This is a genomic window from Vibrio sp. 1F253 (assembly GCF_041439295.1).
GTDB lineage: Bacteria > Pseudomonadota > Gammaproteobacteria > Enterobacterales > Vibrionaceae > Vibrio > Vibrio tasmaniensis_A.
On sequence record NZ_JBGONU010000001.1, the window covers coordinates 215,206 to 240,149 of the forward strand.

22 protein-coding genes and 1 pseudogene are annotated in these 24,944 nt (G+C 44.2%); 13 read left to right on the forward strand and 10 right to left on the reverse strand.

Annotated features, from left to right (window positions below; translation table 11 throughout):
• The first annotated feature begins 14 nt into the window (after positions 1 to 14).
• From ACED28_RS00995 to ACED28_RS01020, 6 genes are all read left to right on the forward strand, one after another.
• Entirely contained in the window at positions 15 to 572 is a 558-nt protein-coding gene (locus ACED28_RS00995) for a DUF1439 domain-containing protein (protein ID WP_371709089.1), read from the forward strand.
• Positions 573 to 798: 226 nt separating this feature from the next.
• Positions 799 to 2,361, forward strand: coding sequence for a glutamate synthase-related protein (locus ACED28_RS01000; protein ID WP_371709090.1), 1,563 nt, complete (start codon positions 799 to 801; stop codon positions 2,359 to 2,361).
• Between the two features lie 247 nt (positions 2,362 to 2,608).
• Positions 2,609 to 3,130, forward strand: coding sequence for an NADPH-dependent FMN reductase (locus ACED28_RS01005; RefSeq protein WP_371709091.1), 522 nt, complete (start codon positions 2,609 to 2,611; stop codon positions 3,128 to 3,130).
• A 164-nt stretch (positions 3,131 to 3,294) separates the two neighbouring features.
• The gene (soxR, locus tag ACED28_RS01010; protein WP_009847217.1) at positions 3,295 to 3,735 is read left to right on the forward strand and encodes a redox-sensitive transcriptional activator SoxR; all 441 of its coding nucleotides are present in this window, start codon (positions 3,295 to 3,297) and stop codon (positions 3,733 to 3,735) included.
• A gap of 154 nt (positions 3,736 to 3,889) precedes the next feature.
• Positions 3,890 to 4,270 carry a VOC family protein gene (locus tag ACED28_RS01015; protein WP_009847216.1) on the forward strand — a complete coding sequence of 127 codons (381 nt, stop codon included), beginning with the start codon at positions 3,890 to 3,892 and terminating at the stop codon, positions 4,268 to 4,270.
• A gap of 83 nt (positions 4,271 to 4,353) precedes the next feature.
• On the forward strand, positions 4,354 to 4,755 hold the full coding sequence (locus ACED28_RS01020; RefSeq protein ID WP_029224030.1) for a globin: 402 nt from the start codon (positions 4,354 to 4,356) through the stop codon (positions 4,753 to 4,755).
• Positions 4,756 to 4,815: 60 nt separating this feature from the next.
• Here the strand turns inward: ACED28_RS01020 and ACED28_RS01025 are convergent.
• Positions 4,816 to 5,400: pseudogene (locus ACED28_RS01025) on the reverse strand (hypothetical protein).
• 378 nt (positions 5,401 to 5,778) lie between these two features.
• Positions 5,779 to 6,546 (reverse strand): hypothetical protein, encoded by a 768-nt coding sequence (locus ACED28_RS01030; RefSeq protein WP_009847213.1) that lies wholly within the window; start codon positions 6,544 to 6,546, stop codon positions 5,779 to 5,781.
• 139 nt (positions 6,547 to 6,685) lie between these two features.
• On the opposite strand from ACED28_RS01030, the gene ACED28_RS01035 reads away from it, so the two are divergent.
• Positions 6,686 to 7,075 (forward strand): DUF4345 domain-containing protein, encoded by a 390-nt coding sequence (locus tag ACED28_RS01035; protein WP_009847212.1) that lies wholly within the window; start codon positions 6,686 to 6,688, stop codon positions 7,073 to 7,075.
• 9 nt (positions 7,076 to 7,084) lie between these two features.
• Positions 7,085 to 8,587 (forward strand): arylsulfatase, encoded by a 1,503-nt coding sequence (locus ACED28_RS01040; RefSeq protein ID WP_371709092.1) that lies wholly within the window; start codon positions 7,085 to 7,087, stop codon positions 8,585 to 8,587.
• A 68-nt stretch (positions 8,588 to 8,655) separates the two neighbouring features.
• On the opposite strand, the gene ACED28_RS01045 is transcribed toward ACED28_RS01040, so the two are convergent.
• From ACED28_RS01045 to ACED28_RS01060, 4 genes are all read right to left on the reverse strand, one after another.
• Complete coding sequence (locus tag ACED28_RS01045; RefSeq protein WP_371709093.1) at positions 8,656 to 9,681, reverse strand: LacI family DNA-binding transcriptional regulator; 1,026 nt, start codon at positions 9,679 to 9,681, stop codon at positions 8,656 to 8,658.
• A gap of 316 nt (positions 9,682 to 9,997) precedes the next feature.
• On the reverse strand, positions 9,998 to 11,092 hold the full coding sequence (locus ACED28_RS01050; protein ID WP_371709094.1) for a porin: 1,095 nt from the start codon (positions 11,090 to 11,092) through the stop codon (positions 9,998 to 10,000).
• A gap of 295 nt (positions 11,093 to 11,387) precedes the next feature.
• Positions 11,388 to 12,404 (reverse strand): nuclear transport factor 2 family protein, encoded by a 1,017-nt coding sequence (locus ACED28_RS01055; RefSeq protein ID WP_371707931.1) that lies wholly within the window; start codon positions 12,402 to 12,404, stop codon positions 11,388 to 11,390.
• Positions 12,405 to 12,530: 126 nt separating this feature from the next.
• Positions 12,531 to 13,826 carry an MFS transporter gene (locus tag ACED28_RS01060; protein WP_371707930.1) on the reverse strand — a complete coding sequence of 432 codons (1,296 nt, stop codon included), beginning with the start codon at positions 13,824 to 13,826 and terminating at the stop codon, positions 12,531 to 12,533.
• Between the two features lie 348 nt (positions 13,827 to 14,174).
• Between ACED28_RS01060 and ACED28_RS01065 the strand changes: the two genes are divergently transcribed.
• Complete coding sequence (locus ACED28_RS01065; RefSeq protein WP_371707929.1) at positions 14,175 to 15,716, forward strand: sodium/solute symporter; 1,542 nt, start codon at positions 14,175 to 14,177, stop codon at positions 15,714 to 15,716.
• A gap of 26 nt (positions 15,717 to 15,742) precedes the next feature.
• Positions 15,743 to 17,113: an L-serine ammonia-lyase gene (locus ACED28_RS01070; RefSeq protein WP_371707928.1), complete on the forward strand. Its 1,371-nt coding sequence runs from the start codon at positions 15,743 to 15,745 to the stop codon at positions 17,111 to 17,113.
• 117 nt (positions 17,114 to 17,230) lie between these two features.
• Here the strand turns inward: ACED28_RS01070 and ACED28_RS01075 are convergent, their stop codons facing one another.
• Positions 17,231 to 17,716, reverse strand: coding sequence for an Lrp/AsnC family transcriptional regulator (locus tag ACED28_RS01075; RefSeq protein ID WP_004736367.1), 486 nt, complete (start codon positions 17,714 to 17,716; stop codon positions 17,231 to 17,233).
• 122 nt (positions 17,717 to 17,838) lie between these two features.
• On the opposite strand from ACED28_RS01075, the gene ACED28_RS01080 reads away from it, so the two are divergent.
• Positions 17,839 to 18,438: a LysE family translocator gene (locus tag ACED28_RS01080; protein ID WP_004736366.1), complete on the forward strand. Its 600-nt coding sequence runs from the start codon at positions 17,839 to 17,841 to the stop codon at positions 18,436 to 18,438.
• A 194-nt stretch (positions 18,439 to 18,632) separates the two neighbouring features.
• Here ACED28_RS01080 and ahpF read toward each other — a convergent pair whose 3' ends face one another.
• Both ahpF and ahpC read right to left on the reverse strand, forming a co-directional pair.
• On the reverse strand, positions 18,633 to 20,225 hold the full coding sequence (gene ahpF, locus ACED28_RS01085; RefSeq protein WP_371709095.1) for an alkyl hydroperoxide reductase subunit F: 1,593 nt from the start codon (positions 20,223 to 20,225) through the stop codon (positions 18,633 to 18,635).
• Between the two features lie 227 nt (positions 20,226 to 20,452).
• The gene (ahpC, locus tag ACED28_RS01090) at positions 20,453 to 21,010 is read right to left on the reverse strand and encodes an alkyl hydroperoxide reductase subunit C (RefSeq protein ID WP_004736364.1); all 558 of its coding nucleotides are present in this window, start codon (positions 21,008 to 21,010) and stop codon (positions 20,453 to 20,455) included.
• Positions 21,011 to 21,515: 505 nt separating this feature from the next.
• On the opposite strand from ahpC, the gene ACED28_RS01095 reads away from it, so the two are divergent.
• Both ACED28_RS01095 and ACED28_RS01100 read left to right on the forward strand, forming a co-directional pair.
• Positions 21,516 to 22,007, forward strand: coding sequence for a VOC family protein (locus ACED28_RS01095; protein ID WP_029223432.1), 492 nt, complete (start codon positions 21,516 to 21,518; stop codon positions 22,005 to 22,007).
• 367 nt (positions 22,008 to 22,374) lie between these two features.
• A complete protein-coding gene (locus ACED28_RS01100; protein ID WP_371709096.1) occupies positions 22,375 to 22,827 on the forward strand; it encodes a septal ring lytic transglycosylase RlpA family protein in 453 nt (150 codons plus the stop codon).
• A gap of 202 nt (positions 22,828 to 23,029) precedes the next feature.
• On the opposite strand, the gene ACED28_RS01105 is transcribed toward ACED28_RS01100, so the two are convergent.
• Positions 23,030 to 24,277, reverse strand: coding sequence for a lipase family alpha/beta hydrolase (locus tag ACED28_RS01105; protein WP_371709097.1), 1,248 nt, complete (start codon positions 24,275 to 24,277; stop codon positions 23,030 to 23,032).
• Positions 24,278 to 24,944 lie beyond the last annotated feature (667 nt).

A 24,944-nucleotide genomic window follows, 5' to 3' on the forward strand; every position in this document is an offset into this window, starting at 1 on the left:
AAGAGCTGATATTGATGATAATTAACGTAGCAAAAAAGTTCATTTTGGCAGCGTCTGCACTGATGCTAGGCGGTTGTGTGAGCTACAGCGTGACCGAGCAAGAAATGACGAACTACCTGCAAGATTCGGTGATGTTAGAACAAGAAGTCGGTGTGCAAAACGTTATGTATGCGCAAGTCGCTGTTGATGATTTAGCGGTGCAGATTGGTAGAGCTGATACCGAGCGTGTGTCTGTTTTAGCGAACACCAATGCAAAAGTTCAGGTGTTCAATATGCCGAATATGGGGTTGGACTTGGATATCGAGTTCAGTGCGATTCCTGAATACGACAAAGAGAGCGGCGAGATTTATTTGAAATCACTGCGTTTAGAGCGCTTTGAAGAAAAAGATAAACAACTGTCGCCTGAGGTCGCCAAACTACTTAAGCCTGCCGTTTCTATGATTGACTTTGCTTTGTCCCAGTCACCGGTTTACAAACTGGACAGCAATAAGGTTCAAGAGTCATTGATCAAGTCCTCGGAACCTAATCTAGTGATTAAAGACAACAAGCTGGTCATCGAGTTATTCGATTAACCTTTTACGTATAGCTTAGACTCAGATTTAAAACACAATGGCTGCCGATTTGGTGGCCATTTTTGTTTGTGTTGAATCAGCAGGATTTCTGTTTTTAGGCTGTCTATCCAGCTTGTTTTCTCTGGCTCATTTATTGAATTAGCCGCGTATCTCACCTTTACTTTACTCTTGTGAGCAAGTCATCGCTTCAGTCATCAAATCATAAGAAAGAAAAGGTGAGCGAACTATGAAGAATCCAGTAATAGCGGATAACAAACCCGTTAAGGTCGAGCTAACAGAAGGGGAGGAGTATTACTTCTGTACCTGTGGGAAATCGAAAAACCAACCGTTTTGTGATGGTTCTCATGCAGGAACGGGCTTCAAACCGAAGAGTTTCGTGGCCGAGGAAACCGGCGACGCTTACCTGTGCCGCTGTAAGTATTCGAACAATCTCCCTTTCTGTGATGGCACCCATAAACAGTTTACGGCTGAGCAAGTGGGCCAAGAAGGCCCCGATGTTCACATCCAAGCGGCAACGCCCGATCTCTCACCTGCGGCTTCTGCAACCAAAGAGGAGCCCACGGTTGAGTTCATTCATCAATTAGCACGAGATGGCTTATCCAAAGTGGGGCATCACGGGCCAATGACTTCAATGGGCGTTCCAAGATATCTATTGCCTCACTGGGATGATATTCAAGTGATGGTTGCACAAATGGCGACCAAACCGTTATTGGAACATGTGCCAGTTGGTACTGAGCTTATTATTGGGCCAAAAGCGAAAAAGCCACTCAAGTTGAACATATCTTTGTTTGTTTCTGATATGAGTTTTGGGTCGCTGTCTGAAGAAGCGAAAATCTCTTTAGCGACAGGCGCGGAGCTTGCGGGAACTGGAATTTGCTCGGGTGAGGGAGGCATGTTGCCCGAAGAGCAAGCGGCGAACTCACGTTACTTTTATGAATTAGCTAGCGCACAATTTGGTTACGATGAATCTAAGCTCAAAAATGTCCAAGCCTTCCATTTTAAAGGTGGGCAGGGTGCTAAAACCGGAACTGGCGGTCACCTACCGGGTGCGAAGAACATTGGCAAGATAGCAGAGGTGCGTGGCATTGAAGCGGGTACCGCCGCGATTTCTCCACCCACCTTTGTTGATCTAAAAACCGTCGAGGATTTCAAAAATTTTGCCGACCGAGTTCGAGAAGTGACAGGCGGAATCCCAATTGGCTTCAAGTTGAGTGCCAATCATATTGAAGAGGATATTCAGTTCGCATTGGATGCCAGTGCCGATTACATCATCTTGGATGGTCGAGGCGGTGGCACAGGTGCGGCGCCAGAAATGTTCCGTGACCATATCAGTGTGCCAACTATTCCAGCGCTTGCTCGTGCCAGAGCCTATCTAGACAAGCAAGGCGTAAGTGACAGAGTCACCTTAATCATTACTGGTGGGCTTCGTGTTCCGATGGACTTCGTAAAAGCGATGGCGCTTGGTGCAGATGGGGTCGCTATCTCGAACAGTGCCATGCAGTCGATAGGTTGTGTTGCAGCGAGAATGTGTAACACCAATAATTGCCCGGCGGGCATCGCGACTCAAAAAGCCGATTTACGCCAACGGTTAAATGCCGAGAAGGCATCGAATCAACTCAAGAACTTCTTCGAAGCTTCGAATGAATTGATGCAAGTGATGGCGAGAGCGTGTGGCCATGATCATTTAAATCAGTTTAATCCTCACGATCTAGCAACATGGAATCGCGAAATGGCCGAGCTATCCGGAGTCGCTTACTCTGGTGTCAGTCCATTAAATCAACTTAAGTAAATAGTATTTCGATAAAGCACACTCACTGTATTTTGGGTGTGCTTATTTTTGCCATGCAATACCAATCCATATTACACCTGCTGTAATGCACTGCTTTATTAGCGTTTTTAAATTATTTCCTATTTCTTGAAAATATCACTTTACCTCAAGTTAACTTGAGGTTTTATCATCCTCTCCAATCCAAAAACATCAAGTATCACCTTGTCATTTTTAAAGAAATGTTTCTAACCGAATTCGAGGGCAAATAATGAAAGTATTAGCGATTGGCGCGACCAACAGTAAAGTATCGATTAACCAACAATTGGCGGCTTATACCGCAAGCCTTGCGAACAACGCGCAAGTTGAAGTGCTTGATCTTAATGATTTTGAAATGCCGATTTACAGTGAAGACAGAGAAAAGGCGTCGGGTATTCACCAGCACGCGCAGCGCTTTTTTAGCAAGATTGGCGAAGCAGATGCTGTCGTCATTTCGTTTGCAGAATACAACGGTTCATACACCGCAGCCTTTAAGAATGTGTTTGATTGGACATCACGAATCGACATGAAAGTGTATCAAGGCAAACCTGTTGTTATGCTCTCCACATCACCAGGCCCAGGCGGCGCAACATCGGTGCTATCTTCTGCTGTAAACTCTGCGCCATATTTTGCTGCGAACATCAAAGGCACACTGTCTGTGCCGAGTTTTTACGACAATTTTGATGTGGAGACAGGGGAAGTGACCAACGCTGAAATATTAGAGAACCTTAAATCGATCATGAGTCAGATTTAGAAATCGAATGACCTTCAATTAGACAAAGCAGCCATGTTCATGACTGCTTTTCGTTGAGCCCGCAGTCAAAGTTTAAGGACATTAATTAGTTAAGATGAGAATTGGTTGTTATTATAAAGTTAAAGTAAGCTTTAAATATTTATGATCTCAAGGATAGTGTCGTAATGAGAAACATCGTATACCTCACCATAGGCCAGTTGGCAGAGCGCAGTGGCGTGGCTCCTTCGGCCTTACGTTTTTACGAAACCAAGGGGTTGATTGCTTCGATTCGCACTAACGGAAATCAACGCCGGTATCAGTCGGCGATGTTGAGACGAATTGCGTTGATACAAGTCGCACAGTCGATAGGCTTCACGCTAGAAGAGATCACCGAAGAGTTATCGACACTGCCGATGAACCATACCGCGACTAAGCGAGATTGGGAGCGCGTTGCTAAGAAGTGGCAGGGGCAACTCGACAGTAAAATGGCGCAGATTAAATCGCTACAAGAAAACCTAACTGGTTGTATTGGTTGCGGGTGTTTGAGTATGCAAAAATGCCAATTGTTGAACCCTGAAGATATTCTGCATGACCAAGGACAGGGCGCACAACGCATTGTTGATTAGACTAACTGAGTTCCTGAAAGACATGGAGCAACGGGCTAAGTTTTAGCTTTTACTCAATGGGTTAAGCAACAGTTGTGGCCGAATAGCGTGCCTAGACAATCACGAATTATAGGTCTAGTTTAGGTGGTTCTTTCAATAAAAGAAGAGGTTAGTTATGTTCAGCCATGTTTTTCTCGGTACCAAAGATATTGAACGCGCGAAGGCTTTTTATGACCCAATCATGAAAGTGCTTGGTTATAGCGAAGGTTCTGTTGATCCCAAAGGGCGCTGTGTTTACGTTAGCCAAACGGGTGTGTTGGGTTTAACGAAGCCGATTGATGGTCAGCCTGCGACTCACGGCAACGGTATGACGGTGGGTTTTCTTGCATCCTCCCCAGAAGTTGTAGATGAGTGGCATCGTGTTGGCGTCGAAAATGGCGGTACCAGTATTGAAAATGGCCCCGGAGCGAGAGGTTCTGACGAGCGTCGCTTGTACATGGCTTATTTGCGAGATCCTGATGGAAACAAGATCTGTGCAACTCACTTTATGCCATAGTGGCGTATGCTTATACCATAATGGCTTATACTTAGATGACATGGACTGTTAAGGATCGCTGGCGAATGCGAAGAACCAACAAAATGACACCTAATGAACTGTTTTATGAAAGCTTTGAGCGTTGCAGGATCGATGAAGAATTTCTAGAAACATTTTTGGCGGACTTCTGCGAACACAACCCTAGGTTTTCAGAGCGATTTGAAAACATAGGGTTAGAGCAACAAACCAAGATGCTTAAAGCTTCAATCATCCTTATCTATAACTCTGCAGGTCTGCCGAGCGTACGAAACTCGGTGAGAAAGCTTGGGAAGCGACATAAAGATTTAGGCATGGATATTTCTGAGCAAGAGCTCAACGAGTGGTTTAATTCCTTGCTCAATACGGTTAAAAAATACGATCCACTTTATGATGAAAATATCGAACAAGCTTGGGCACATACCTTGGAAACAGGACTTGCTATCATGAAGAAAGAGTGTGTAGTCTGAATCAAAAAATGTACAAAGTAAGCCCCACACAACAAGAGGCTTACTTTTTTATCGACTCAATTAAAAGGTAAAGCCTGCTTGGATACTCAGTACCGACTCAGCGGTATACCAACCAGTACTTCCGCCGAACTCATACCAATCAAATCCAGCTCGAGTCACAAACTTGGAGTGGCCGAAAACTGGTTTTAGTGACTTGTATTCTGCGCCGATGCCGTAAGTTAAGCCAAAATCACCATGGGACCCTTTGTGGACTTCATTATTATCGCTAGATCGGAACACCAATTTGGTATCTGAGTGTGCGTAAAACGCGCCCGCCTTACCATAAACAGCGAAGTTTTCGCTGAAGCTGTGCTTATACATAGGTGTTAATGAAAGCATTAAAGAATCGAACTATTGCTCTGTTTGAAGCACCTTGTCACCATTATAGCTAGTAGACTTATCGTCAGTGCTGATAACAAGTAACGTCGATTCAATATACCAATTGCTTTGAACGATCTGGCTACCTAACGTGAATTGAGCGCCAACGTCACCGCTATCCATACCTACACCACCTAATGTGTACATTTCGTTTGATGCGAAAGCTGAAGTTGATGCGACCCCCGTAACTTAGGCAATCGTAAGAGCCGCTAAGACTAATTTTTTCATTGTTTTTACTCTGGTTTGTAAATTTCGGGAGAGGATTTTAGCGGCATTTTCAAAATAAAAAACACTGTTCGAATGGGCGGTGGTAAGATTAAATGAAGATTAAATATCTCAAAACATAAGCCTGTATTTCCATGACCTAAAATTACAATTTTTTAGATGGATCAAATGCGCGGTGTGCGAGAGTTAGTCTATGATTTAATGGGTTTTCTATGAGGGAGGGCGGTGCATGTTTCACGCAGAAAAACCTCTGGCGACGGAGGTCATCACCAGAGATAAGAATCATTCGAGGCTTACGTTTTAATTGAAATTAAATCCAAATGACCAATGTTGGGTTGGCATTGGATTGGCCGAGGGTTCTAACACGTTACGATAATCGGATTAAAAGTGAGCAGCCCAACCAATCAGGAATCCTTGCGATGCGGTATCGTATTCAAAGGTACCTTTGTTTTCGTAATCAACCCAAGTGGATTTATACGCCAGATTTAAATCCGACCAGTCGTTAATTTGATAGCGAGCGCCGGTTAACAGAGATGAGGTAAAGTCGGTATCGCTTCCAAGGCCCATATCTAAGCTCGTGTGCACAGTCCAATTTTTGTTGAGTTCCTTGGTCCAACGAACGCCTATCAGATAATCAATCCAATCTTCTTCTAAAGATCTTGAATTCAGGGTTGTCCCGCTGTTTGTGTAGAGTTTGGAATCAATATCGTTATCCCACCAGCGTAATCCAACCATATAATCAATGGCACCAATGTCGTATTGGTAGCGTTTAAAGCCTTTTGCTTCTAAAACGCCTTGTCTGATCTCAAGCTTGCCATTAAGAATACCTGTGTTGCCGATGATTGAATCTGACTTTCCGCTCAGTTTCATGTAGCTGTAGTCAACGTAATAACCCCACTGATTGTTATAGATCCCCTCTAGTCGAAGCATCGCTCCCATATCCAAATGACCCATGATGAATGCAGGGTCGACATCAACATCGCTAGAAATATCACCAATTGTTGTATTACCACGGATATTTAAAGCAAGCGCATAAATTTCTATGCTGTGTTGCCACTTTTTCGTGTCCGATTGTGAACTTGCTTCTTGTGCATTTACGGTTGAACTAACAGCCAACGCTGATGCGAGTAGGTAATGCCATTTAGCCATATTGATATCCTTATCTTCGATGTGAAATAGCACGAATGTGAATGTGTGTTTTAACTATCCATTTTTCACATATGCAACTTGTATATTGCTGATTGTAGACTATGTTTTTTGAAAAGAGCCAAATTAAAAGAGTAAGGATATGAAGCCACAAAGCATTTTTTTGTTCGTTGCTGTTTTGGGTTTAACACCGATTGCGTTGTCGTACGGTTATGCCCCCGTTGTCTCCCTTGATTATCTTTTCGGAATTGATGCTAGCCCTATCAATGTCACTCATATCTTTCGTGCTGTGATGGGGTTGTACTTAGCGTTGGCTCTGTTTTGGATAGTAGGGGCGTTACTAAAGAAATACCGACTGCCAGCACTCTACAGTTTGGTGGTCTTCATGTTGGGTTTGGCTGCCGGCCGAGTCATTAGCTTGTTGATAGATGGCATGCCTCACTGGCTACTTGTCGTCTATCTACTATTGGAGCTTGGCTTTGGTTTGGTAGGAATAAAAATGGTTCACAAAGAGCAATCTGAAACAGTATAAGGACATTCTATGAAAAGGATTTTCCACCTTGTTGTGATGAGTGTGTTGAGTAGCTTTTCGCTATCAGCATGGTCAGCACAAGAGCAACCGAATATTTTTGTTATCTTCACGGATGATATTGGAATATCAAACCTGAGTGCTTATCACAATGGTGTGATGAGCAGCGAAACACCGAACATCGATAGTATTGCTGAAAAGGGCATGCTATTAACGGATTACTATGCTCAACCTTCTTGTACGGCGGGTCGTTCTGCATTCTTAACGGGTCAACTCCCTGTTCGAACAGGCATGCACTCAGTTGGGTTACCGGGTGGCCCAGTTGGTTTAAGTGCCGACACGCCAACGCTTCCTGAAATCCTTAAAACCATGGGTTATGTCACGGGGCAGTTTGGCAAAAACCACCTTGGTGATAGAGATGAATTCTTACCGACAATGCACGGTTTTGATGAGTATTGGGGTTGGTTGTATCACTTGAATGCAATGGAATACACAGAAGATCCAGATTGGCCAAAAGATGGATCTTTGGATGCGTTTGCACCTCGTAATGTTATTTATGCAAGATCAGACGGTAAAGGTGGTCAAACGATTGAAGACGATGGTGCATTGTCGATCGAGCGTATGCGTACACTCGACGATGAAGTAAATAAACATGCGATCAACTTCATCGAAAGGGCGGTTGAAGCGGATAAGCCATTCTTCACTTGGTACTGTCCATCACGTGGTCACGTTTGGACGCACCTGTCACCTGAATATGAAGCCATGCTTGGCCAAAATAGTTGGGGGCTTCAAGAAGTGGTCATGAAAGATCTTGATGACCATGTTGGTGAAATGATGGCCAAAATGGAAGAACTCGGTATTGCCGATAACACCATCATCATTTTCACGGCCGATAATGGTCCTGAAATCATGACATGGCCAGATGGCGGTATGACCCCATTCCATGGCGAAAAAGGGACAACATGGGAAGGTGGCGTTCGTGCTCCTGCATTGGTGAGTTGGCCGGGCAAAATCCCTGCTGGTAGTGTCGGCAATGGCATCTTTGACGGCATGGACTGGTTACCAACGCTGATTGCAGCGGCGGGCGGCCCTACAGATCTAAAAGAGAAAATGCTGAAAGGTCACGATGGCTTTAAAGCGCACTTAGATGGTTACAACCAAGTCGATATGCTGACCGAAAAAGGTGAGTCGAACCGTAAAGAAATTTACTACTACGAACGAGACAAGCTACAAGCGGTTCGAGTGGGAGATTGGAAAGCGCACTTCGTGGTACAGAATCACGGTTGGAGCGGTCCGAAAGAAGAACTCAATGCTCCGTTACTGTTCAACTTACGTCGTGACCCATACGAGCGAGCAGCTGAAGAATCAGGTATGTACTTGAAGTGGATGGGGCAGAAAATGTGGGCATTTGGTCCTGCTCAAGCCGCTATTCAGCAACACTTAGCAACCTTTGAAGAGTGGCCTCCCGTTACGCCTGAATCTCCGGCAGGGAAAACCGGCGGTGTGGGTAACTAGTTAAATATCATAAAAAATCCCGCTCACACTGAGCGGGATTTTTATTGGAATGCGTTTTAACGTTGGTTCTATTTCAGCGTGGTATTTCGTTCAATGAACTTCACTGGCACCATCAACTTAACCAAGCTCGTGTCTTGTTCTTGAATCTGACTAACCACAATTTTCACAGACTCACGTGCAAGGCGTCTGAAATCTTGCTTGAAGGTCGTGAGTTGATAGTTCAACCACTGAGTCTGCGGGATATCATCAAAACCGACCACTTGCAGATCTTCTGGAATATGCAGGTTGAACTCTAAGCGCGCCACATCCATCACTGCCATTGCTAGGTTATCTGTCGCACAGAAAATCGCTTGCGGGTGTGTTGGTTCTGAAAATAGGGCGCGAATAGTATCCAGTGAATCAAGGTAGTCATAATCAGCTTCAATAACACGAGCTTGTTTGCCCGTTAGGTCTTCGAATTCTGAGCAAAAGCCTGCCTCGCGTTCGCCGTTGGTGTAGGTCGGTACGTTACCGGTCAGGTAAACCGCTGATTTCGTTCCCACGCTATGAAAATGTTGAGCGGCAACTTGGCCTGCGGCGTAGTTGTCGCTCACCACATGGCTACTCTTAGTCCCTTCAACAACACGTGCGAACTGGACGATAGGGATGTCGAACTCTTCACATTCTTCATAAAGCGACTTATTGAATGTCGCAGAAGCCGCAATCACGCCATCAACTCGGTACTGGAAGATATTAGGAATAGAGTGGTTGTCGTTTCCATCAACTTGCCAAGGAATCAATACCGCAGAGTAACCCTGTTTTTGTAGCTCAGTGGAGATAAGCTGTAGGGTTTTCATATGGATAGGGTAGTCAGCGTCAGGAAAAACTAGGCCAATCAATTTGGATTCATTTGTCGTCAGACTGCGGGCAAAGGCATTCGGACGATAATTCAACGATTTTGCTGCATCGAACACTTTCTGCTTGGTCTTTTCAGACACCGAACTGCCCGGTACAAATACGCGAGATACCGTTGATTGAGAAACGCCAGCCAGCTTAGCGACATCTTTAGAGGTGACGGTTGGCTTTGACGCCGTGGAGTGTTTTGGAGAGCTCATAGACCATACTTTTGAACCAAATTAACTGCGCACAGGATACCATAATTAGGTACGTACTCATAAAGCAATAACAAGGAATGATATGAAAAATAAGGAATAATGACTATTTTGAATTTGATGTTGGGTATAACCCATTCTCAGTGTTGGTAAAAAAGTATGATTACAGAGACAGTGACTAAAAAGCTCTGCGTGAGAGCAGAGCTTTAGATTACAAGTTTACCCACAAATGGAGTGACATACCGCTAAGTCATTAGACTGTTAAGCCAAAAGCCAAAAGCCAAAAGCCAAAAGCCGCTAAGCCATAAGTCACTAGCCATTAGAAGTAGTAACGGATACCAGCTGCGAATTGGTCATCGCTATTCTCGTAATGGTTACCAACAGACTTGTCGTTGCCATTATCAAATTGGTATTCCGTCCAAACTAAGAACTTGTTCTTCTTAAAGTGGTACTCAAGGCCCGGGATAATTAGCTGACGCTCGTAGCCATTTGCGTTGTCGTCTGTGTCCGTTAAGTAGTTAACGTTAAAGGTTGGACGTAGACCATTTTCAAAGTGGTAGTAGGTGAAGAATTCAGCACCACGGTGGTCGTAGAATTCTGCTTTGCTGGTGGTTTCCCAGTTAGAACCTTGGCTGTAGGTGAAGCCAACAAACAGACCATTATTGGTGTAGTTCAAACCTAATAAACCGATGCGTTGTGTGTCGCCATCTTTGATGTTTTGAACTGTGCTATCCACATCATCAAACTCATTCTGATGGTACGCTAAGCCAATCGTTAGGCCATCCATAACGGTGTACAGCGTTGAAGCACCGATACCGTTTTTCAGCGTAACAGTATCTGAATTCGTTTGGTTGAATCTTGTTGATACAGCGACATCTTCACGAGTTGTTTGGTAAGTGAAGCCGTATTTCCAGTTGTCGTTAATGTTGTTGCGGTAAGTTATCGAGTTTTCAGCACGGCCTGTGCCTGATGAAATACCCCAGTCAGATAGGTTGTAGTAACCAGAACCACGTGAACCAAACACACGACCCATATCGGTAAACCAAGCCACATCGTAGAAGGTAGACCACTGCTTAGTACCTGCTGCGATCTTGCCGTATTTCTCGTGCTCGACGCCTGCGTATAGAAGTCGGTCGTAAATGTTATCGCCGTTAGCGCCCGAGTTATAACCCCATTCGGCATGGCCAAAGCCAGTCCAATCGTTGTCTAGTCCCATTTGACCTTTAAGGCCGAAACGAGAACTACCACTGTTCCATTCGCCATTATGATCGCCGCCCTTATCTTGGTAACGAACGTCGAAACGACCGTCTAAAGTAAGGCTATCGCCCGCGTCATTGGTAAAAGTGTGTGCAGCAAAAGCTGAACCTGATGTAAGTGCCGTCAGGATCACTGCAGAAAGTATCGACTTGTTCATTGTTGTTCTCTTTATTCAGGTCGCAGAAAGCCACCGTGCTTTCAAGCCCGTTATTAGTATTGGTTTGGCAGGATGTACCCCATCCATGAGGCACTATTTGATTCAATTATTGGTGGAGCAATTATTGACTGGTGAAGCAATTGATTGATGGAACATTGATTAGTTGGTGAAGCACTTGCTAGGCGCGAGAAGGAACGCCTAGCAAGTCATAGCAACCCAAATTAGATGTCGACTTAGGTTGCTACTGTTTGGTTTCTATCTTTTGGCTATTATCGCTAGGATTAAAGCGTTTCGATTACAGCGTTGGGTTCATGATGGTTGAAGTGCGCTCGAACACGTCTAGACCTTGTTGTTGTAGCCAGTAGGGAAGGTCGATAAGCACCCAGTTCTCAGACAGTTTGTCGCCGTCACGGTAGTAAACGTCAACCACTTGCATGTTTGCGCGTACTTCACCACCAGTCATACCAAGGAAGCCACCTGTTGGTGTGTTTGATAGGTTTGGCCAACCGAAGAAACAAGAGAAGTTACCTTCAGCGAAACGACAAACGTGACCGTTGAACTTCTTATCTTTCAGGTTGTTACGGAAAGGAAGTTGATGCTGTTGTTGGTAGCGAGGAATCGTGTAAGACGCGCCGATACCACATGGGCCGTACCAAATCATGTCTTTTGACCAGCTCTTCGCTAGTACTTCTGGTGGACAACCCATTGCGCCGCTGTCGTTTAGTGCAGAAAGGTCATCAACCATCTTGTTTACAAGAGCAAGAGTCGCAACGCCTTCTTCTGGAGCTGCATCTTCGAATAGCAGACCATCGTGATTACGTGGGCCAGGGTAAACGAAGTGCTTACCTGTTGATGGTGGAAGTGGGTAACAACCCGCTTGGTCCATCATGCCTAGAAGATCTAGGAACAGGCCTGTCTTTGTGATCTTGCCGTCAACAACACAGTTAAACTCTGCGTAGCGAACGTTCATGATTTTGCCAGTAGGGCGCATGCCTAGGTATTCAGCGTCGAATAGACCCATGAAGTGACCCATGCTCATTACCCAAATCTCCTCTGGGTTAACTTCGTTGTTACCGCCGATGAAGATATCTTGACGACGCTGCATGCGTGTCATTGATTTCATCATTGGAGCCCAGAATACGTCAGCCGCAGCTTGAGCGCCTTCTTGTTCGCGGAATGGGTAAACACCGCGCCATAAGTAATCTTCAGACGTGTGTGCTTTTAAAACTTCAGCAACGTTTTCGTGAGTAGCGTTTTCCATTGCGTCAAAGTAGTCACGAACAATGCGTTTAGCTTCTTGATATTTAGACATAATTAATTCTCGTTTTGTTGTCGAGTCAACATTCGGAACAGGACTCGATTTGGATTTTGTTACCGGCTGATTTATCAGCCGGATTGATGTTTATTTCGTGTCTTTAGAGGTTTCGACTAAAGGGGATTAAGCTTTTGCTGGTTCCGCTTTCTTGCTCTTGTCGAAAATGCCGCCTTTCAATGTTTCTGGTAGAGATAGCCACAGTAGACCAGCCAGAATCCATACGATTGGCGAGCCCCACATTGCTGTCGCAAGGTCGCTGCGCTCTTGGATGAATACCAACACCATTGGTGCCCACATGCCGATGATACGACCACCGTGGAACAGAGCTGCACCGAAGCTACGTAGGTGAGCTGGGAACAACTCAGAGAAGTAGCCACCCCATACCGCAGAAGCAGACAGACCGAAGTTGTAGATAAGGCCTAGGATAGCCAGCATGTTTAGGCTGCCGATCATCACGTCGCTTGGCGCAACGAAGAATACTGACGCCATGACACCCGCAAGAATGAAACCAAACGCGTTCACTTTACGGCCGTATTTGTCGGCGATTGCACCCCATACCCAAGCACCGAATAGAGAACCGAATGCTGAGATAGAGAAGATGATGCCGATAGTTGAACCGTCAAATTGGCGAACTTCTTTCAGGTACGTTGTCACGAAGCCTGAGAAGAATTGGTAGCCATAGAAGTTAAGGCCAGCCAGTAGTAGACAAGTGATGGTTAGCTTGCGGTAAGGCGCGCTTAGCATTTCACCCCAAGAACCTTTCTTCGCTGGTTTATTCGATGCTTCAGCCGCGGCTTGATCTTCTTCACCGTAAGCGATCACTTTCTTGTCGCTAGGCAGGATGAAGATCATCAGTGCAGCTGCAACTAGAGGAGGAATACCACCCACCCACATTAGGCTCTGCCAAGGTGCATCGATGCTAGAAATGAACGCCGCGTATGCACCCATTGCCATTAGGGCAACCGAGAACATCGAAGAAGCGAATGCCGTTAACTTACCGCGAACGCTTGGTGTGAACAGGCCGATCATCAGGCTTACTGCTACGGTGAAGTAGCCACCTAAAGAAATACCGATGATGAAACGCATTGCTGCCCACATCGCGTAGTCAGTAAACATCATGTTGATGATGGTTGCGCCACCGTTCAGTGCAGTGATGACAATAAGAGTCGATTTCTTACCAAAGTTTGATGCCACCCATGCACAGCTCAGAGCACCAATAAGTGCACCAACCGACTGCCATGTATAGAACTGAGCGGTATCCGCCAAGTTAATACCATCATACGCATCAACGATGTATGGGCGTACGTAGTCAATAATTACAAAGTTATAACAATAGAAAAAGTAGCCAACTAGAATTGCAAGATAAGCAGCTACCCTTTGAATCATAGGAACTTCGCTCATGTGTTTTTTAGTAGTCATGACCGATAAACCTTTATTTTTTATAGGGTGTTTTTAGTTTCGATTATTGTGTGGCGGTTATTGAATATCACCACACCATCTTCATTTCGGGAGAGATAATAGAATTTTTGTGGTTATTAGATCCGTGATCAAAGTCAATTTTAAAATGAGTGCGTACCCATTTCGTGTATTTTAGTGATCTTGATCTCATTAGATCGTCATTTTGCGACTTTTTGGGCATTTAGAGTGTTTAATCATCTATCTTAGTGACAATACTCACACTTATTGTGGGTTTTTGAGGGAAAATATCCATTTTTGAGTACTATTGGCGGCGAATGAATTGCGAAATATAATAAACGGAATCTAAAAATGGTTACGTACTCAAGTTTTGTGGTTATTGCTTTGTATGTACTAACTACTCTATTTATCAGTTACTTAGTGAATAAGCGTTATAGCGTTGGTGGCGATTTCTCAACGGGCGGAAAGCAATTTGGTTGGTTTACGGCAGGTGTGTCGATTCTTGCAACCTACATCAGTGCGATGACGTTCGTGGGTATGCCGGGTTGGGTTTATAGCTCAGGCATGGAAGCGATGAGCGTCCATTTGAATTACCCAATAGTGATCTTTTTTGCTGTGGTTTTCTTTGTCCCGGTGTTTTACAAACTCGGCCTGACTTCGATTTATGAATACCTAGAGCACCGCTTTGGCGTTGTTGCTCGCACGATCAACTCTATCGTGTTTATTGTGGTTCAGTGTATTTCGGCTGGGGTAATTTTGTATGCAGTTGCACTGATCTTGGTGCAAGTGTTGCCGGTGAGTATCTCCGAGGCGATCATCTACATCAGTTTGTTTACCGCTTTGTATACTTATGCGGGGGGTATCTCAACCGTCATATGGACAGACATGTTGCAGTCGGCGGTGCTGATCATAGGCAGCATTGCGATCTTTGTTTTATTGCTGATGAAGATTGATGCAGGTGAGGTGTTGTCTCCTGAACATCTGAATATCATCAACCTCGATTTCGACTTGGGTGTTGATACCACATTGTGGGCAGGTGTAGTGGCTGTGAGCTTCTTACATCTAAGTGTCTATGGCACTAACCAACTGATTATTCAAAGAACATTGGCGACTAAGAACGTTAAAACTGCACAAAAATCGATGTTGCTTTGTGGTTACGGCGCGTTCTTTATTTACCTGTTTTTCTCTGTAATGGGCGTTCTTCTGAGTGTCTTTTATCAAGACCAAAGCTTTGAAAACAGCAACGAAGTGATTCTCGATTTTGTGTTTAACCATACCAACCCAATCATTGTTGGTTTGGTGATTTCCGCACTCTCAGCAGCAGCGATGTCGACCTTGGATTCGACTTATAACTCAATGGCGACAGTCGCAACATTCGATTTCTACAAGCGCTTTTTCCGTAAGAAAGCCTCTGATGCACATTATGAATCGGTGGCAAGAAAAATGAGCCTTGTTGCTGCAGCGTCGGTTGTTGTTCCTGCATTACTGGCGGTTTCTAATGAATCAGTGCTTAAAACTATTGCTAGCCTGACCTCCATTTTTGTTGGTATTCGCCTTGGCTCTTTTATCCTGGGTTTGTTCTTTAAAAAGGCAAATGAGAAAGGGGTGATTGCAGGCAGTATTGGCAGTGTGGCCGTCGTATTCATCGCTAAATACAGCGGCATAGCTTGGCCTTGGTTTGCCTTGATTGGCACTGTGGTTTTCTTGGTGTTAGGCGTTGTTGTAAGCCGTTTCTGGGGAGAGGTGACCGAGCAACAAAGCGAATTTATTGCCAAGCAGAAGCATTTGTTCGCTAAGCCTACCGCGAGTCATTACGGCTTGTTGGTATTTGCTGTTGTGACGATTGCTGCTTGTACTGTTATCCCTGATTGGCTTTATGCCGCTCTTTCTTAATTGACCGATTTTTTACTGGTATATCTATGTTATCGATCTTTGATATCTACAAAATTGGTGTGGGACCATCGAGCTCTCACACCAACGGCCCAATGATTGCGGGTTTTCATTTCACACAATTAATCGCTGATAGAATCGCAGATGTGACGCGTGTTCAGGTGGATTTATACGGTTCTTTGTCATTGACTGGAATAGGGCATCACACTGACAGAGCAACCATCTTGGGTTTGCTTGGAAATAAGCCAGACACGATTAAGATCACCAGCGCTAATGAAGCGATGCGTCTTGCTATCAACAGTGGTGAAATGCAGCTGAGTGGCCATCACACCATTGGCTTCAATTATCAAACCGACATGCTATTCCACGAAGACAATCTGCCTTTGCATGAAAACGGCATGATGATTACAGCGTTTGACCAAAGCGGAAGCATAATTGTTGATGAAACTTACTATTCGATTGGCGGCGGTTTTATCGCAACCGCGGATGAACTGCAGAATGGCACTCAAACTCAATCGGTCGAAGTCACCTTCCCATTCAAAAATGCCGATGAAATGCTGCAACAAGCCGATAATAGCGGGATGAGCCTCGGTGGCATGATTCTAAAAAATGAAGCGGAGTTCGAAGGTTCTGACATTATTTCAGAAAAAGCCGATCAAATTTGGCGAGTAATGACTCGCTGCATGGAACGCGGATTTGAAACCGAAGGCATTCTTGATGGTGGTTTGAACGTGACTCGTCGTGCGCCAAACTTGTTGAAGAAGCTTGAAGCGAATGCGGCCGTTGAAAACGACCCAATGGAAATCATGGATTGGATTAACTTGTTTGCCTTTGCCGTGAGTGAGGAAAATGCGGCTGGTGGCCAAGTGGTGACATCACCAACTAATGGTGCCGCGGGTGTCATCCCTGCCGTATTGATGTATTACCATCGCTTCATTAAAGAGTTGGATACTAAGCAGTTAAAAGACTTCTTAGCCGTATCGGGCGCGATTGGTATTTTGTACAAAACCAACGCTTCTATTTCTGGTGCGGAAGTAGGGTGCCAAGGTGAAGTGGGCGTATCGTCTTCTATGGCGGCAGCGGGTTTAACGGCACTACGCGGCGGCAGCAACGAGCAGATTTGTATTGCAGCAGAGATTGCGATGGAGCATTCACTCGGTATGACGTGTGATCCGATTGGTGGCTTGGTACAAGTGCCATGTATTGAACGAAATGCGATGGGTTCCATGAAGGCGATTAATGCTTCACGAATGGCACTCAAACGTAACAGCAAAAGCCTGATTTCATTGGATAAGGTTATCGCTACTATGTATCAGACGGGTAAAGACATGAATAAGAAGTATCGTGAAACGTCTCTAGGTGGTTTGGCGCTGATTCATTTAGCTCACCCTTGTGAATAGCAAGCGTAAATAAACGATATCTGTTTCAAAATAACAAAGCCCAGCCCCTAAGTTTTAGAAATCTAGGGAGCTGGGCTTTTATTTTGCTTAAAGTAAAGGGCTGTCAGGAGAAGTGAACTAGTCTCCAAGAGGCAACTTATAGCTGTTTTTCAACTCTTTAACCGAGATATTCGACTGAATCGCACTTACACCTTTTACTCGTCTGATCGAGCTAATACGCTCAAAGTACTCTTCTAAATCTTTCGCTAGCACTTGAATCATATAGTCGGCGCCGCCTGCAATGCAGTGACACATAGGAATCCAATCGGTTACTTCGACAAACTCTTCAAACGGTTCTGTGTTTTCTACTTCATGGTTACCTAAGGTCACAAGAGTAAAACCAGCCACATGAAAACCAAGCTTTTTGCGGTTTAGCTTCGCGGCGTAACCATCGATATAACCCGTCTCTTCCATGCGTTTCCAACGGCGCCAACATGGGGTTTCGCTGAGGTTCACTTTCTCTGCGAGCTTGCTGTTGCTCATGCGTCCGTCTTGTTGGATATGTTCTAAGATGGCGATATCTGTGTCATCTAACACTTCTTTGGTGGATTCTTTCTGTTTCATGGTGTTTTTAGGAAAGTCTTGCTCAAATTTGCATTAATATTAGCCTATATAGCAATTTAATTCCTAGTCGAATCTGTAAACTCTCTCCGTATAAATACTTTACTTATTAGGAGTGAGAGGAAATGAGCTCTCAATTAATGCTGGCGTTCTTGCTATTTTCCACATCAATTGCAATTACACCTGGGGCAGGCAATATCGCATTACTTGGGATTTCAAGTCGTTATGGATTTGCTGCGACTTTACCTTTTATCTCTGGGAACGCTGTTGGCATCATCATCGTACTGGCGGGTTCCAGTGTCGGTTTGGTGAGCCTATTTACCCTTTACCCAGAGTTATACAACATTTTGAAATACGCGGGTGCGGCTTACTTGCTGTTTATGGCGTGGTCGATTGCTAACATGCAAATCGAAGAAAGCACCACAGATAAACGTTCAGGTTTTATGTCAGGTGTGTTGGTGCAGGTGTTAAACCCTAAAGGTTGGATAGCTTCATTAACCGTGTTTTCGCAATTCATTACTCCGAATGCAGATTACTTGATTCAAGTAGTGACCATTATCGCGGGTATGGTGATTACCGGTGTGCCGTGCATGTTGGTGTGGGCGTATTGCGGCACCATGCTGAAAAAATTACTGCAATCACCAAAACAGATGATGTTTGTGAACCGTTGCTTGGGTGGAAGCTTAGCGATGGTGGTTGCCTTTATGCTTTATCAACCGGCATAAATCACAAGGAAAAAAACCACTCCTAAATCCATAGGAGTGGTGTCTAAATGTCGACTAAGTCGTTAACAGTAAAGAATTAAGTTAACAAATATTTAAGGAACTTGAGTTAAAAGCTTTTATGCCTAGAAGCTTTTAAGTTTTAAGTTTTAAGTTTTAAGTTTTAAGTTTTAAGTTTTAAGTTTTAGGTTTAAAGATTAAGCCGTTTCAGCCTCTTTAACCGGAGCTGAGTTACGGATTAGGTGGTCAAATGCACCTAAGCTTGCTTTTGCACCTTCACCCATCGCAATGATGATCTGTTTGTAAGGTACGGTTGTTACATCACCCGCCGCAAACACACCTTTCATCGATGTTGCGCCATGAGCGTTAATTTCAATTTCACCGCGTGGTGAAAGCTCTACCTTCGAACCCTTCAACCATTCGCTGTTTGGCATCAGGCCGATTTGAACAAAGATACCTGCTAGTTCAATCTGTTTAAGTTCATCGGTGTTGCGGTCTTTGTATTCCAAACCGGTTACACGGTTGCCATCACCAATCACCTGCGTTGTTTGTGCCATCTTGATGATTTCGATGTTTGGTGTTGCGTTTGCTTTGTCGATAAGCACTTGGTCGGCACGCAGTGTGTCTGCAAATTCAAGTACGGTTACGTGTTCAACAAGACCTGCTAAATCAATCGCCGCTTCGATACCGGAGTTACCGCCACCAATAACCGCTGTTTTCTTACCTTTGAATAAAGGGCCGTCACAGTGTGGGCAGTAAGCGACGCCTTTGTTGCGGTAGTCTTGCTCACCCGGAACGTTCATTTCACGCCAGCGAGCACCAGTACTTGTGATGACCGTGCGAGATCGTAATGTTGCGCCGCTCTCTAGCTCAACGTGGATGTAACCGTCTTCTGTATCTTCAGCCGCAATGATGTTAGCCGCGCGCTGCTCAGTCATTACTTCAACACCGTACTCTTTTACGTGCTCTTCAAGGCTTGCCACTAATTTAGGACCTGTTGTCGCTTTCACGGAGATAAAGTTCTCAATCGCCATCGTGTCCATCACTTGGCCACCGAATCGGTCTGCAACCACACCGGTACGAATGCCTTTACGTGCTGCGTAGATAGCCGCTGAAGATCCCGCAGGGCCACCACCGACAACCAATACATCAAACGGTGCTTGTTCGTTTAGGTTGGCCGCTTTCTTTTCTGCTGCGCCTGAATCGACTTTGTTTAGGATCTCAGCCAGAGACATACGGCCTTGACCAAATAGCTCACCGTTAATAAACACGCTTGGAACTGCCATGATGTCGCGAGACTTCACTTCGTCTTGGAATGCTGCGCCGTCGATCATGGTTGTCTTAACTAGAGGGTTAATCGCTGACATCATGTTGAACGCCTGAACCACTTCTGGACAGTTTTGGCACGATAGTGAGATAAAAATCTCTACATTAAGTTCTTGATTAAGCTTTTTAATTTGTTCGATTACGTCCGCTTCAAGCTTGATAGGGTGACCACCGCTATGAAGCAGTGCTAGAACCAGTGACGTAAATTCGTGACCCATTGGCAAACCGGCAAAACCGATCGCTGTGCCTTTCTCTTGGTTCACTACCTGCATGATTGGGCTGCGCGTGCTTGCGCTATCATCACGAGTTACTTCAATTTTGTCGGTTAAAGACGCGATGTCATTCGCCAGATCTTGAAGTTTGTTTGCGGTGTCGCTGCTATCAAGGCTCAGCACTAACTGAACATTGGTTTTTAGGTTTTCTAGGTATGCTTTTAGCTGCTGCTTCATTGCTTGATCTAACATAATCGTGCCTGCTCTTAAATTCGGTGTCTTGGTATTGACCAATACCTTCTTGCTGAAAAAGGGAAATAAAAAGGGGGCGCAAGTCGGCAAATATTGTGGTGTTGATGTTTTGAAAGGGTGGCGCGCGACTGCCCTTTAGGAGGGGGGCCGAAGCGCGCCTGTAGAACCGTTTAACTGTTCTGTTTTACTCGTTATTTCTTGGCTATTCTTGTTTAGCTAGGCTTAGATTAAATCTTGCCTACTAGGTCTAGAGATGGCGCTAGAGTCTCTTCGCCTTCTTTCCATTTAGCTGGGCAAACTTCACCTGGGTGAGCGGCTACGTATTGTGCTGCTTTAACCTTGCGTAGTAGGTCTTCAGCGTCACGGCCGATGCCTTCAGCTGTGATTTCCATTGCTTGGATAACGCCTTCAGGGTCGATTAGGAACGTTGCACGGTCTGCAAGGCCTTGACCTTCACGCATAACGTTGAAGTTGTTTGTGATGTTGCCTGTTTGGTCGCCGACCATGAAGTATTCGATAGTGCCGATTTTGTCAGAAGTATCGTGCCATGCTTTGTGAGAGAAGTGCGTGTCAGTTGATACTGAGAAAACTTCTACGCCGCGAGATTGAAGCTCTGCGTATTTGTCTTGTAGGTCAACTAGCTCAGTTGGACATACAAACGTGAAGTCTGCTGGGTAGAAGAAGAATACAGCCCACTTGCCTTTAACGTCTTGCTCAGTGATTTCTACGAATTCGCCGTTTTTGAATGCTGTTGCGTTGAATGGTTTGATTTCTGTGTTGATCATGATTCGACTCTCTTTCTAATTTGTAGTGTTTAACGCTATCCCGCGTCGATGGAGCTATATTGCATTCGCACCGGAAATTAGTGAAATCGGACATTTCTATAGATTCAATAGGCAAATCCTATCTTCGTAAGAAGAGAACTATCGACAAAAGCTATCGATAAAAGTTATCAAACTAGGGCTACGTTTTATTTGGGTAGCTATGCTCTTTAGGTTGTGCTCTATTTCGGCTTATCTCTATCCACGTAAGTATCTATGTATCTAAGTAGTAGGTAAGTATCTAAGTAGTAGGTAAGTATCTAAGTAGGCAAGTAGGCAAGGGCAGGCGTGGCTTCTTTAAGCGAGCTGGGATTTGATGCTAAATCTGTAAATAACAAAAAATTATCATTAATATAATTAATGATAATTTCAGTTAATCGTTACATCTCCATATACTCTCTCCATCGAAACGAAACATCGAAGCCAGTCTTCGAAACGCACAGAATTAAAAACGAATTTGGAGTAAGTTATGAAAATGAATCACGTAGGCATCATGGTGGGTGACATGGATCAAGCAGTCGAGTTTTACACGAAAGCGCTGGGTCTAAGAATCGTAATGAACAACACTAAAGTGATGGAAGAGCGCGAATCAGCAATCGGCCGTATGTGTATCGCTGTGTTCGGTGAAGGCTTTAAAGGCTTCAACATTGCACACCTAGTAACTTCTGATGGTATTGGTGTTGAGCTGTTCGAAATGAAAGATCGCCAAGAGCGTCACGAAGTTGATTTCTCTCGCCTAGGTATCTTCCACTTCTGTCTACAACTTCCAAAAGAGCAGTTTCATTCAGCAATCAAGCGTGTAGAAGAATTTGGCGGTAAGGTTCGTATGGACATCATGCGTTACCACCCAGAAGACGAACTAAAACAAGCACAAATGGTTTACCTAGAAGACCCGTTTGGCAACCTATTCGAATTCTACTCGCACACCTATGAAGATACATATGCGACTGATTACGAGTAATAGAGTTATCTACCAGCCATAAGGTAGAAAAACCGAAACACCCCCTAAAGAGGATTGGTAGAGATACCAATCCTTTTTTGCGTTTCTTTGATGAGAGAAGGGGCACTTAATATTAGACTCGGGCATAAATCAACCTATCTTCGGGTGTTCTTTGAACCGCAGTTTGTTTGTGTTGAATGACTAATAAAGAAAAAGATTTAAGGTGTTGTTAAAGTTGACGTTTTGAAGATAAAACCTTTCATGAATATGACGGAATAAAGCGTTGTTCATGAAAATATTGCGCCATCATACCGAATGGTAGCCTTGGCTGAGCAGTGACTATACTCAGCACTATATTGCTAACCTACAACAACGAAAATAGAGAAACATGCACAGATTAGCGCCCCAAAACCACATGCAAAAACTACATATCATCGTTACCGCTCTTATTCTTATGATATTAGCTGGATGCACCTCAACGTCGGCTGTCGGCAGTTCTAAAATAAAGGACTATGCCAAGTCACATGCTCTTGTGGGTAGAGCTTCTTGGTATGGCGATAAATTCCATGGAAAACTCACAGCAAGTGGTGAGACATACAACATGAATGCCTACACAGCGGCTCATAAAACCTTGCCCTTTGGGACGATCGTGAGAGTGACTAACACTGCCAATAATAAGTCTGTCGAAGTTAAAATTAACGATCGAGGCCCTTACGTAAAAGGCCGAGTTATCGACCTTTCTCACAAGGCATTTGCACAAATAGGTAACGTTAAGCAAGGCACCGTACCTGTCAAAATTGAGATTGTTGATGACAGTAATACCTTTAGGTATAAGCACTAAAACCCCGCTTGTATGTGGAACTAAAAGGATTGGTAGAGATACCAATCCTTTTTTTGTGTGGGCATTACTGGGGGATACTAAAGTGGGTTTGGACAAATCCGTGTAAGCTCAAACAACAAGTCCCGTCCTAACCTCTCCTTAATCAGCATCTGCTATCAGTAATACTTGAGGTTGATTCACCCATATCCAATACGCCCAGTATTTACTCCTGTTCGGTTCTCAACCAAAACTCAGAAAGATCTTCAAACAAGTCGTCGTTGTCTAAGATACTTAAATGATTTTCGTCGTACCCGAAAATTTGGTCGGCGTTTAATTGAGCTGGACGCGAAAGCTGGCTTGATAGGTCAATTACGCCATCATTACTGTTGGTATTAAATAACTCCCCTGAATTGTATCCAAACGCTAAAAAGTGCGGGGTATGGTTTTTAGTTTTACTACCAAATAACTCGGCGATAAATTTTCCGTCTGGATTTAAATCTACCCAGGCTGGCATCACGATAGGGGAGTATTCAACTCCTTGCTTGGCAGATGCCACACCCCCAAACGGGGAAGATATGGTGGTGATGCTACTGACAAAATTGCACAACTGCCCGATTTGGCACTGACGAACACTGTTTGTCACGATAAGCCCACCCATGCTGTGTGCCACCACGTGTAATTGTTGGATCTTGTATTCCGTCACTATGGTATGCAGCAGGTTATTTAAGCCTTTCGAACTTAAAACCAGAGATAAGCCAGAAGGGTAGTTGAATACCCATATTTGGTATTTAGATTGATCGATTTTTTCGATTAATGGAGCAAAATCTAAAGCGGTTGCGTTGATACCATGTACAAATAGGATAGGGATTTTAGTTGGGTCGTATTCCGACAAAAAGTAGAGTCCAGCATTCCCTTCAAAAAAGAATGTTACTGGCTGCCACATGCCAAGCTTAGCGTTTTCTCGCTTAAAGGGCGGATCCGTTAAACTCACAACAGTGCCTATATCGACAAGATCCAATTCCACTTTCAGTAAAGAGGACAGTGAGTGATTAACAAAGGCTCTGGGCGCTTTGTTTTCGTCAATGGCGAGTGAAATTCTTACTGTAGAATTGTCTTGGTGATCATGCAGATTAACGACACTGAATGGTTCGTCAGCTTGTAGGGTTAAATCTTGGTTTTTATCATCAAAGACAAGTAGGTAGTGTATTTTTCTAGATAGCTGCAATTGAATACTGTCGCTATCTATTATGCCGTCGTAGCCATCAACTTCGCTTTTATTGATATCTTTTATCTGTTGAATAACGACGGCTGAGCCCGACGCTGGTTCGGTCAAAATGATTTGGTACTGGTCGGTATAGGCATCAATTGCGTCTATCTCATTAGATAGATTTCTAAAATTACTGCACCCTGATAGCACTGAACTGAGTAACAATGCTGAACTGAAAAATATTGCAGTAAGTAATCGCCTCATTCCAATTTCATCCCCATATCAACAAGCTTCGTCATTCAATCAATAATTTTTATACATAAACAAACAGCATGAGTTTAATACTAGCAAGAAAACAGAGAGTTAGGTCATACGTTGTTCTTGAGCATGTATTGTCTTGGTCCGAGTTTACTTAGTTCACGCTGCTCGACCGCGGTATGGCTGATGTCGATTGTCTTTTCGATACTGATTGTCTTTCCGACCCTGATTGTTGGTATATGATTTTTACGATTCTCAATCGCTTTGATTCATGAAAATTATCGACATTAAGAAAAAAATTGAACTTTATTATTTTAGTTAAGTCGTATTGCTACGTTTACCATAACAAGACATCTGCAGTTTAGATATGATCTCAAGTCGAAACACACATCAGCTAACTCGTAGCGCACTATTATTAGTGGGTTGGGTTATCTGTTTCTGTCTCGCCAGTAATATGAGTTTTATCCAAGGCTGCAAAGTAAATTATGACAACAGTGATTCTGCTATTTCTACTGCCGTGCAGGCAAACAAGATTAGCGATAGTGGCGTTTTTATTGATGGGGCATCTCAATCCCAAGACGGCCAATCCGTCCAAAAATGTGAGTTATCAGAACACCTGATAAACTTTGATCACCACCAAGTCAATGATCAAGCTATATTCACGTACTTCATA

What these genes read in the sequence shown, in the direction of transcription:
- soxR (WP_009847217.1), top strand. Translation starts at nt 3,295, where the DNA reads ATGAGAAACATCGTATACCTCACCATAGGCCAGTTGGCAGAGCGCAGT.
- ACED28_RS01100 (WP_371709096.1), top strand. Translation starts at nt 22,375, where the DNA reads ATGCACAGATTAGCGCCCCAAAACCACATGCAAAAACTACATATCATC.
- ACED28_RS01045 (WP_371709093.1), bottom strand. Translation starts at nt 9,681, where the DNA reads ATGAGCTCTCCAAAACACTCCACGGCGTCAAAGCCAACCGTCACCTCT.
- ACED28_RS01050 (WP_371709094.1), bottom strand. Translation starts at nt 11,092, where the DNA reads ATGAACAAGTCGATACTTTCTGCAGTGATCCTGACGGCACTTACATCA.
- ACED28_RS01005 (WP_371709091.1), top strand. Translation starts at nt 2,609, where the DNA reads ATGAAAGTATTAGCGATTGGCGCGACCAACAGTAAAGTATCGATTAAC.
- ACED28_RS01070 (WP_371707928.1), top strand. Translation starts at nt 15,743, where the DNA reads ATGTTATCGATCTTTGATATCTACAAAATTGGTGTGGGACCATCGAGC.
- ACED28_RS01105 (WP_371709097.1), bottom strand. Translation starts at nt 24,277, where the DNA reads ATGAGGCGATTACTTACTGCAATATTTTTCAGTTCAGCATTGTTACTC.
- ACED28_RS01075 (WP_004736367.1), bottom strand. Translation starts at nt 17,716, where the DNA reads ATGAAACAGAAAGAATCCACCAAAGAAGTGTTAGATGACACAGATATC.
- ahpC (WP_004736364.1), bottom strand. Translation starts at nt 21,010, where the DNA reads ATGATCAACACAGAAATCAAACCATTCAACGCAACAGCATTCAAAAAC.
- ACED28_RS01020 (WP_029224030.1), top strand. Translation starts at nt 4,354, where the DNA reads ATGACACCTAATGAACTGTTTTATGAAAGCTTTGAGCGTTGCAGGATC.
- ACED28_RS01015 (WP_009847216.1), top strand. Translation starts at nt 3,890, where the DNA reads ATGTTCAGCCATGTTTTTCTCGGTACCAAAGATATTGAACGCGCGAAG.
- ACED28_RS01000 (WP_371709090.1), top strand. Translation starts at nt 799, where the DNA reads ATGAAGAATCCAGTAATAGCGGATAACAAACCCGTTAAGGTCGAGCTA.
- ACED28_RS01055 (WP_371707931.1), bottom strand. Translation starts at nt 12,404, where the DNA reads ATGTCTAAATATCAAGAAGCTAAACGCATTGTTCGTGACTACTTTGAC.
- ACED28_RS01035 (WP_009847212.1), top strand. Translation starts at nt 6,686, where the DNA reads ATGAAGCCACAAAGCATTTTTTTGTTCGTTGCTGTTTTGGGTTTAACA.
- ACED28_RS01030 (WP_009847213.1), bottom strand. Translation starts at nt 6,546, where the DNA reads ATGGCTAAATGGCATTACCTACTCGCATCAGCGTTGGCTGTTAGTTCA.
- ACED28_RS01080 (WP_004736366.1), top strand. Translation starts at nt 17,839, where the DNA reads ATGAGCTCTCAATTAATGCTGGCGTTCTTGCTATTTTCCACATCAATT.
- ahpF (WP_371709095.1), bottom strand. Translation starts at nt 20,225, where the DNA reads ATGTTAGATCAAGCAATGAAGCAGCAGCTAAAAGCATACCTAGAAAAC.
- ACED28_RS01095 (WP_029223432.1), top strand. Translation starts at nt 21,516, where the DNA reads ATGAAAATGAATCACGTAGGCATCATGGTGGGTGACATGGATCAAGCA.
- ACED28_RS01065 (WP_371707929.1), top strand. Translation starts at nt 14,175, where the DNA reads ATGGTTACGTACTCAAGTTTTGTGGTTATTGCTTTGTATGTACTAACT.
- ACED28_RS01060 (WP_371707930.1), bottom strand. Translation starts at nt 13,826, where the DNA reads ATGACTACTAAAAAACACATGAGCGAAGTTCCTATGATTCAAAGGGTA.
- ACED28_RS00995 (WP_371709089.1), top strand. Translation starts at nt 15, where the DNA reads ATGATAATTAACGTAGCAAAAAAGTTCATTTTGGCAGCGTCTGCACTG.
- ACED28_RS01040 (WP_371709092.1), top strand. Translation starts at nt 7,085, where the DNA reads ATGAAAAGGATTTTCCACCTTGTTGTGATGAGTGTGTTGAGTAGCTTT.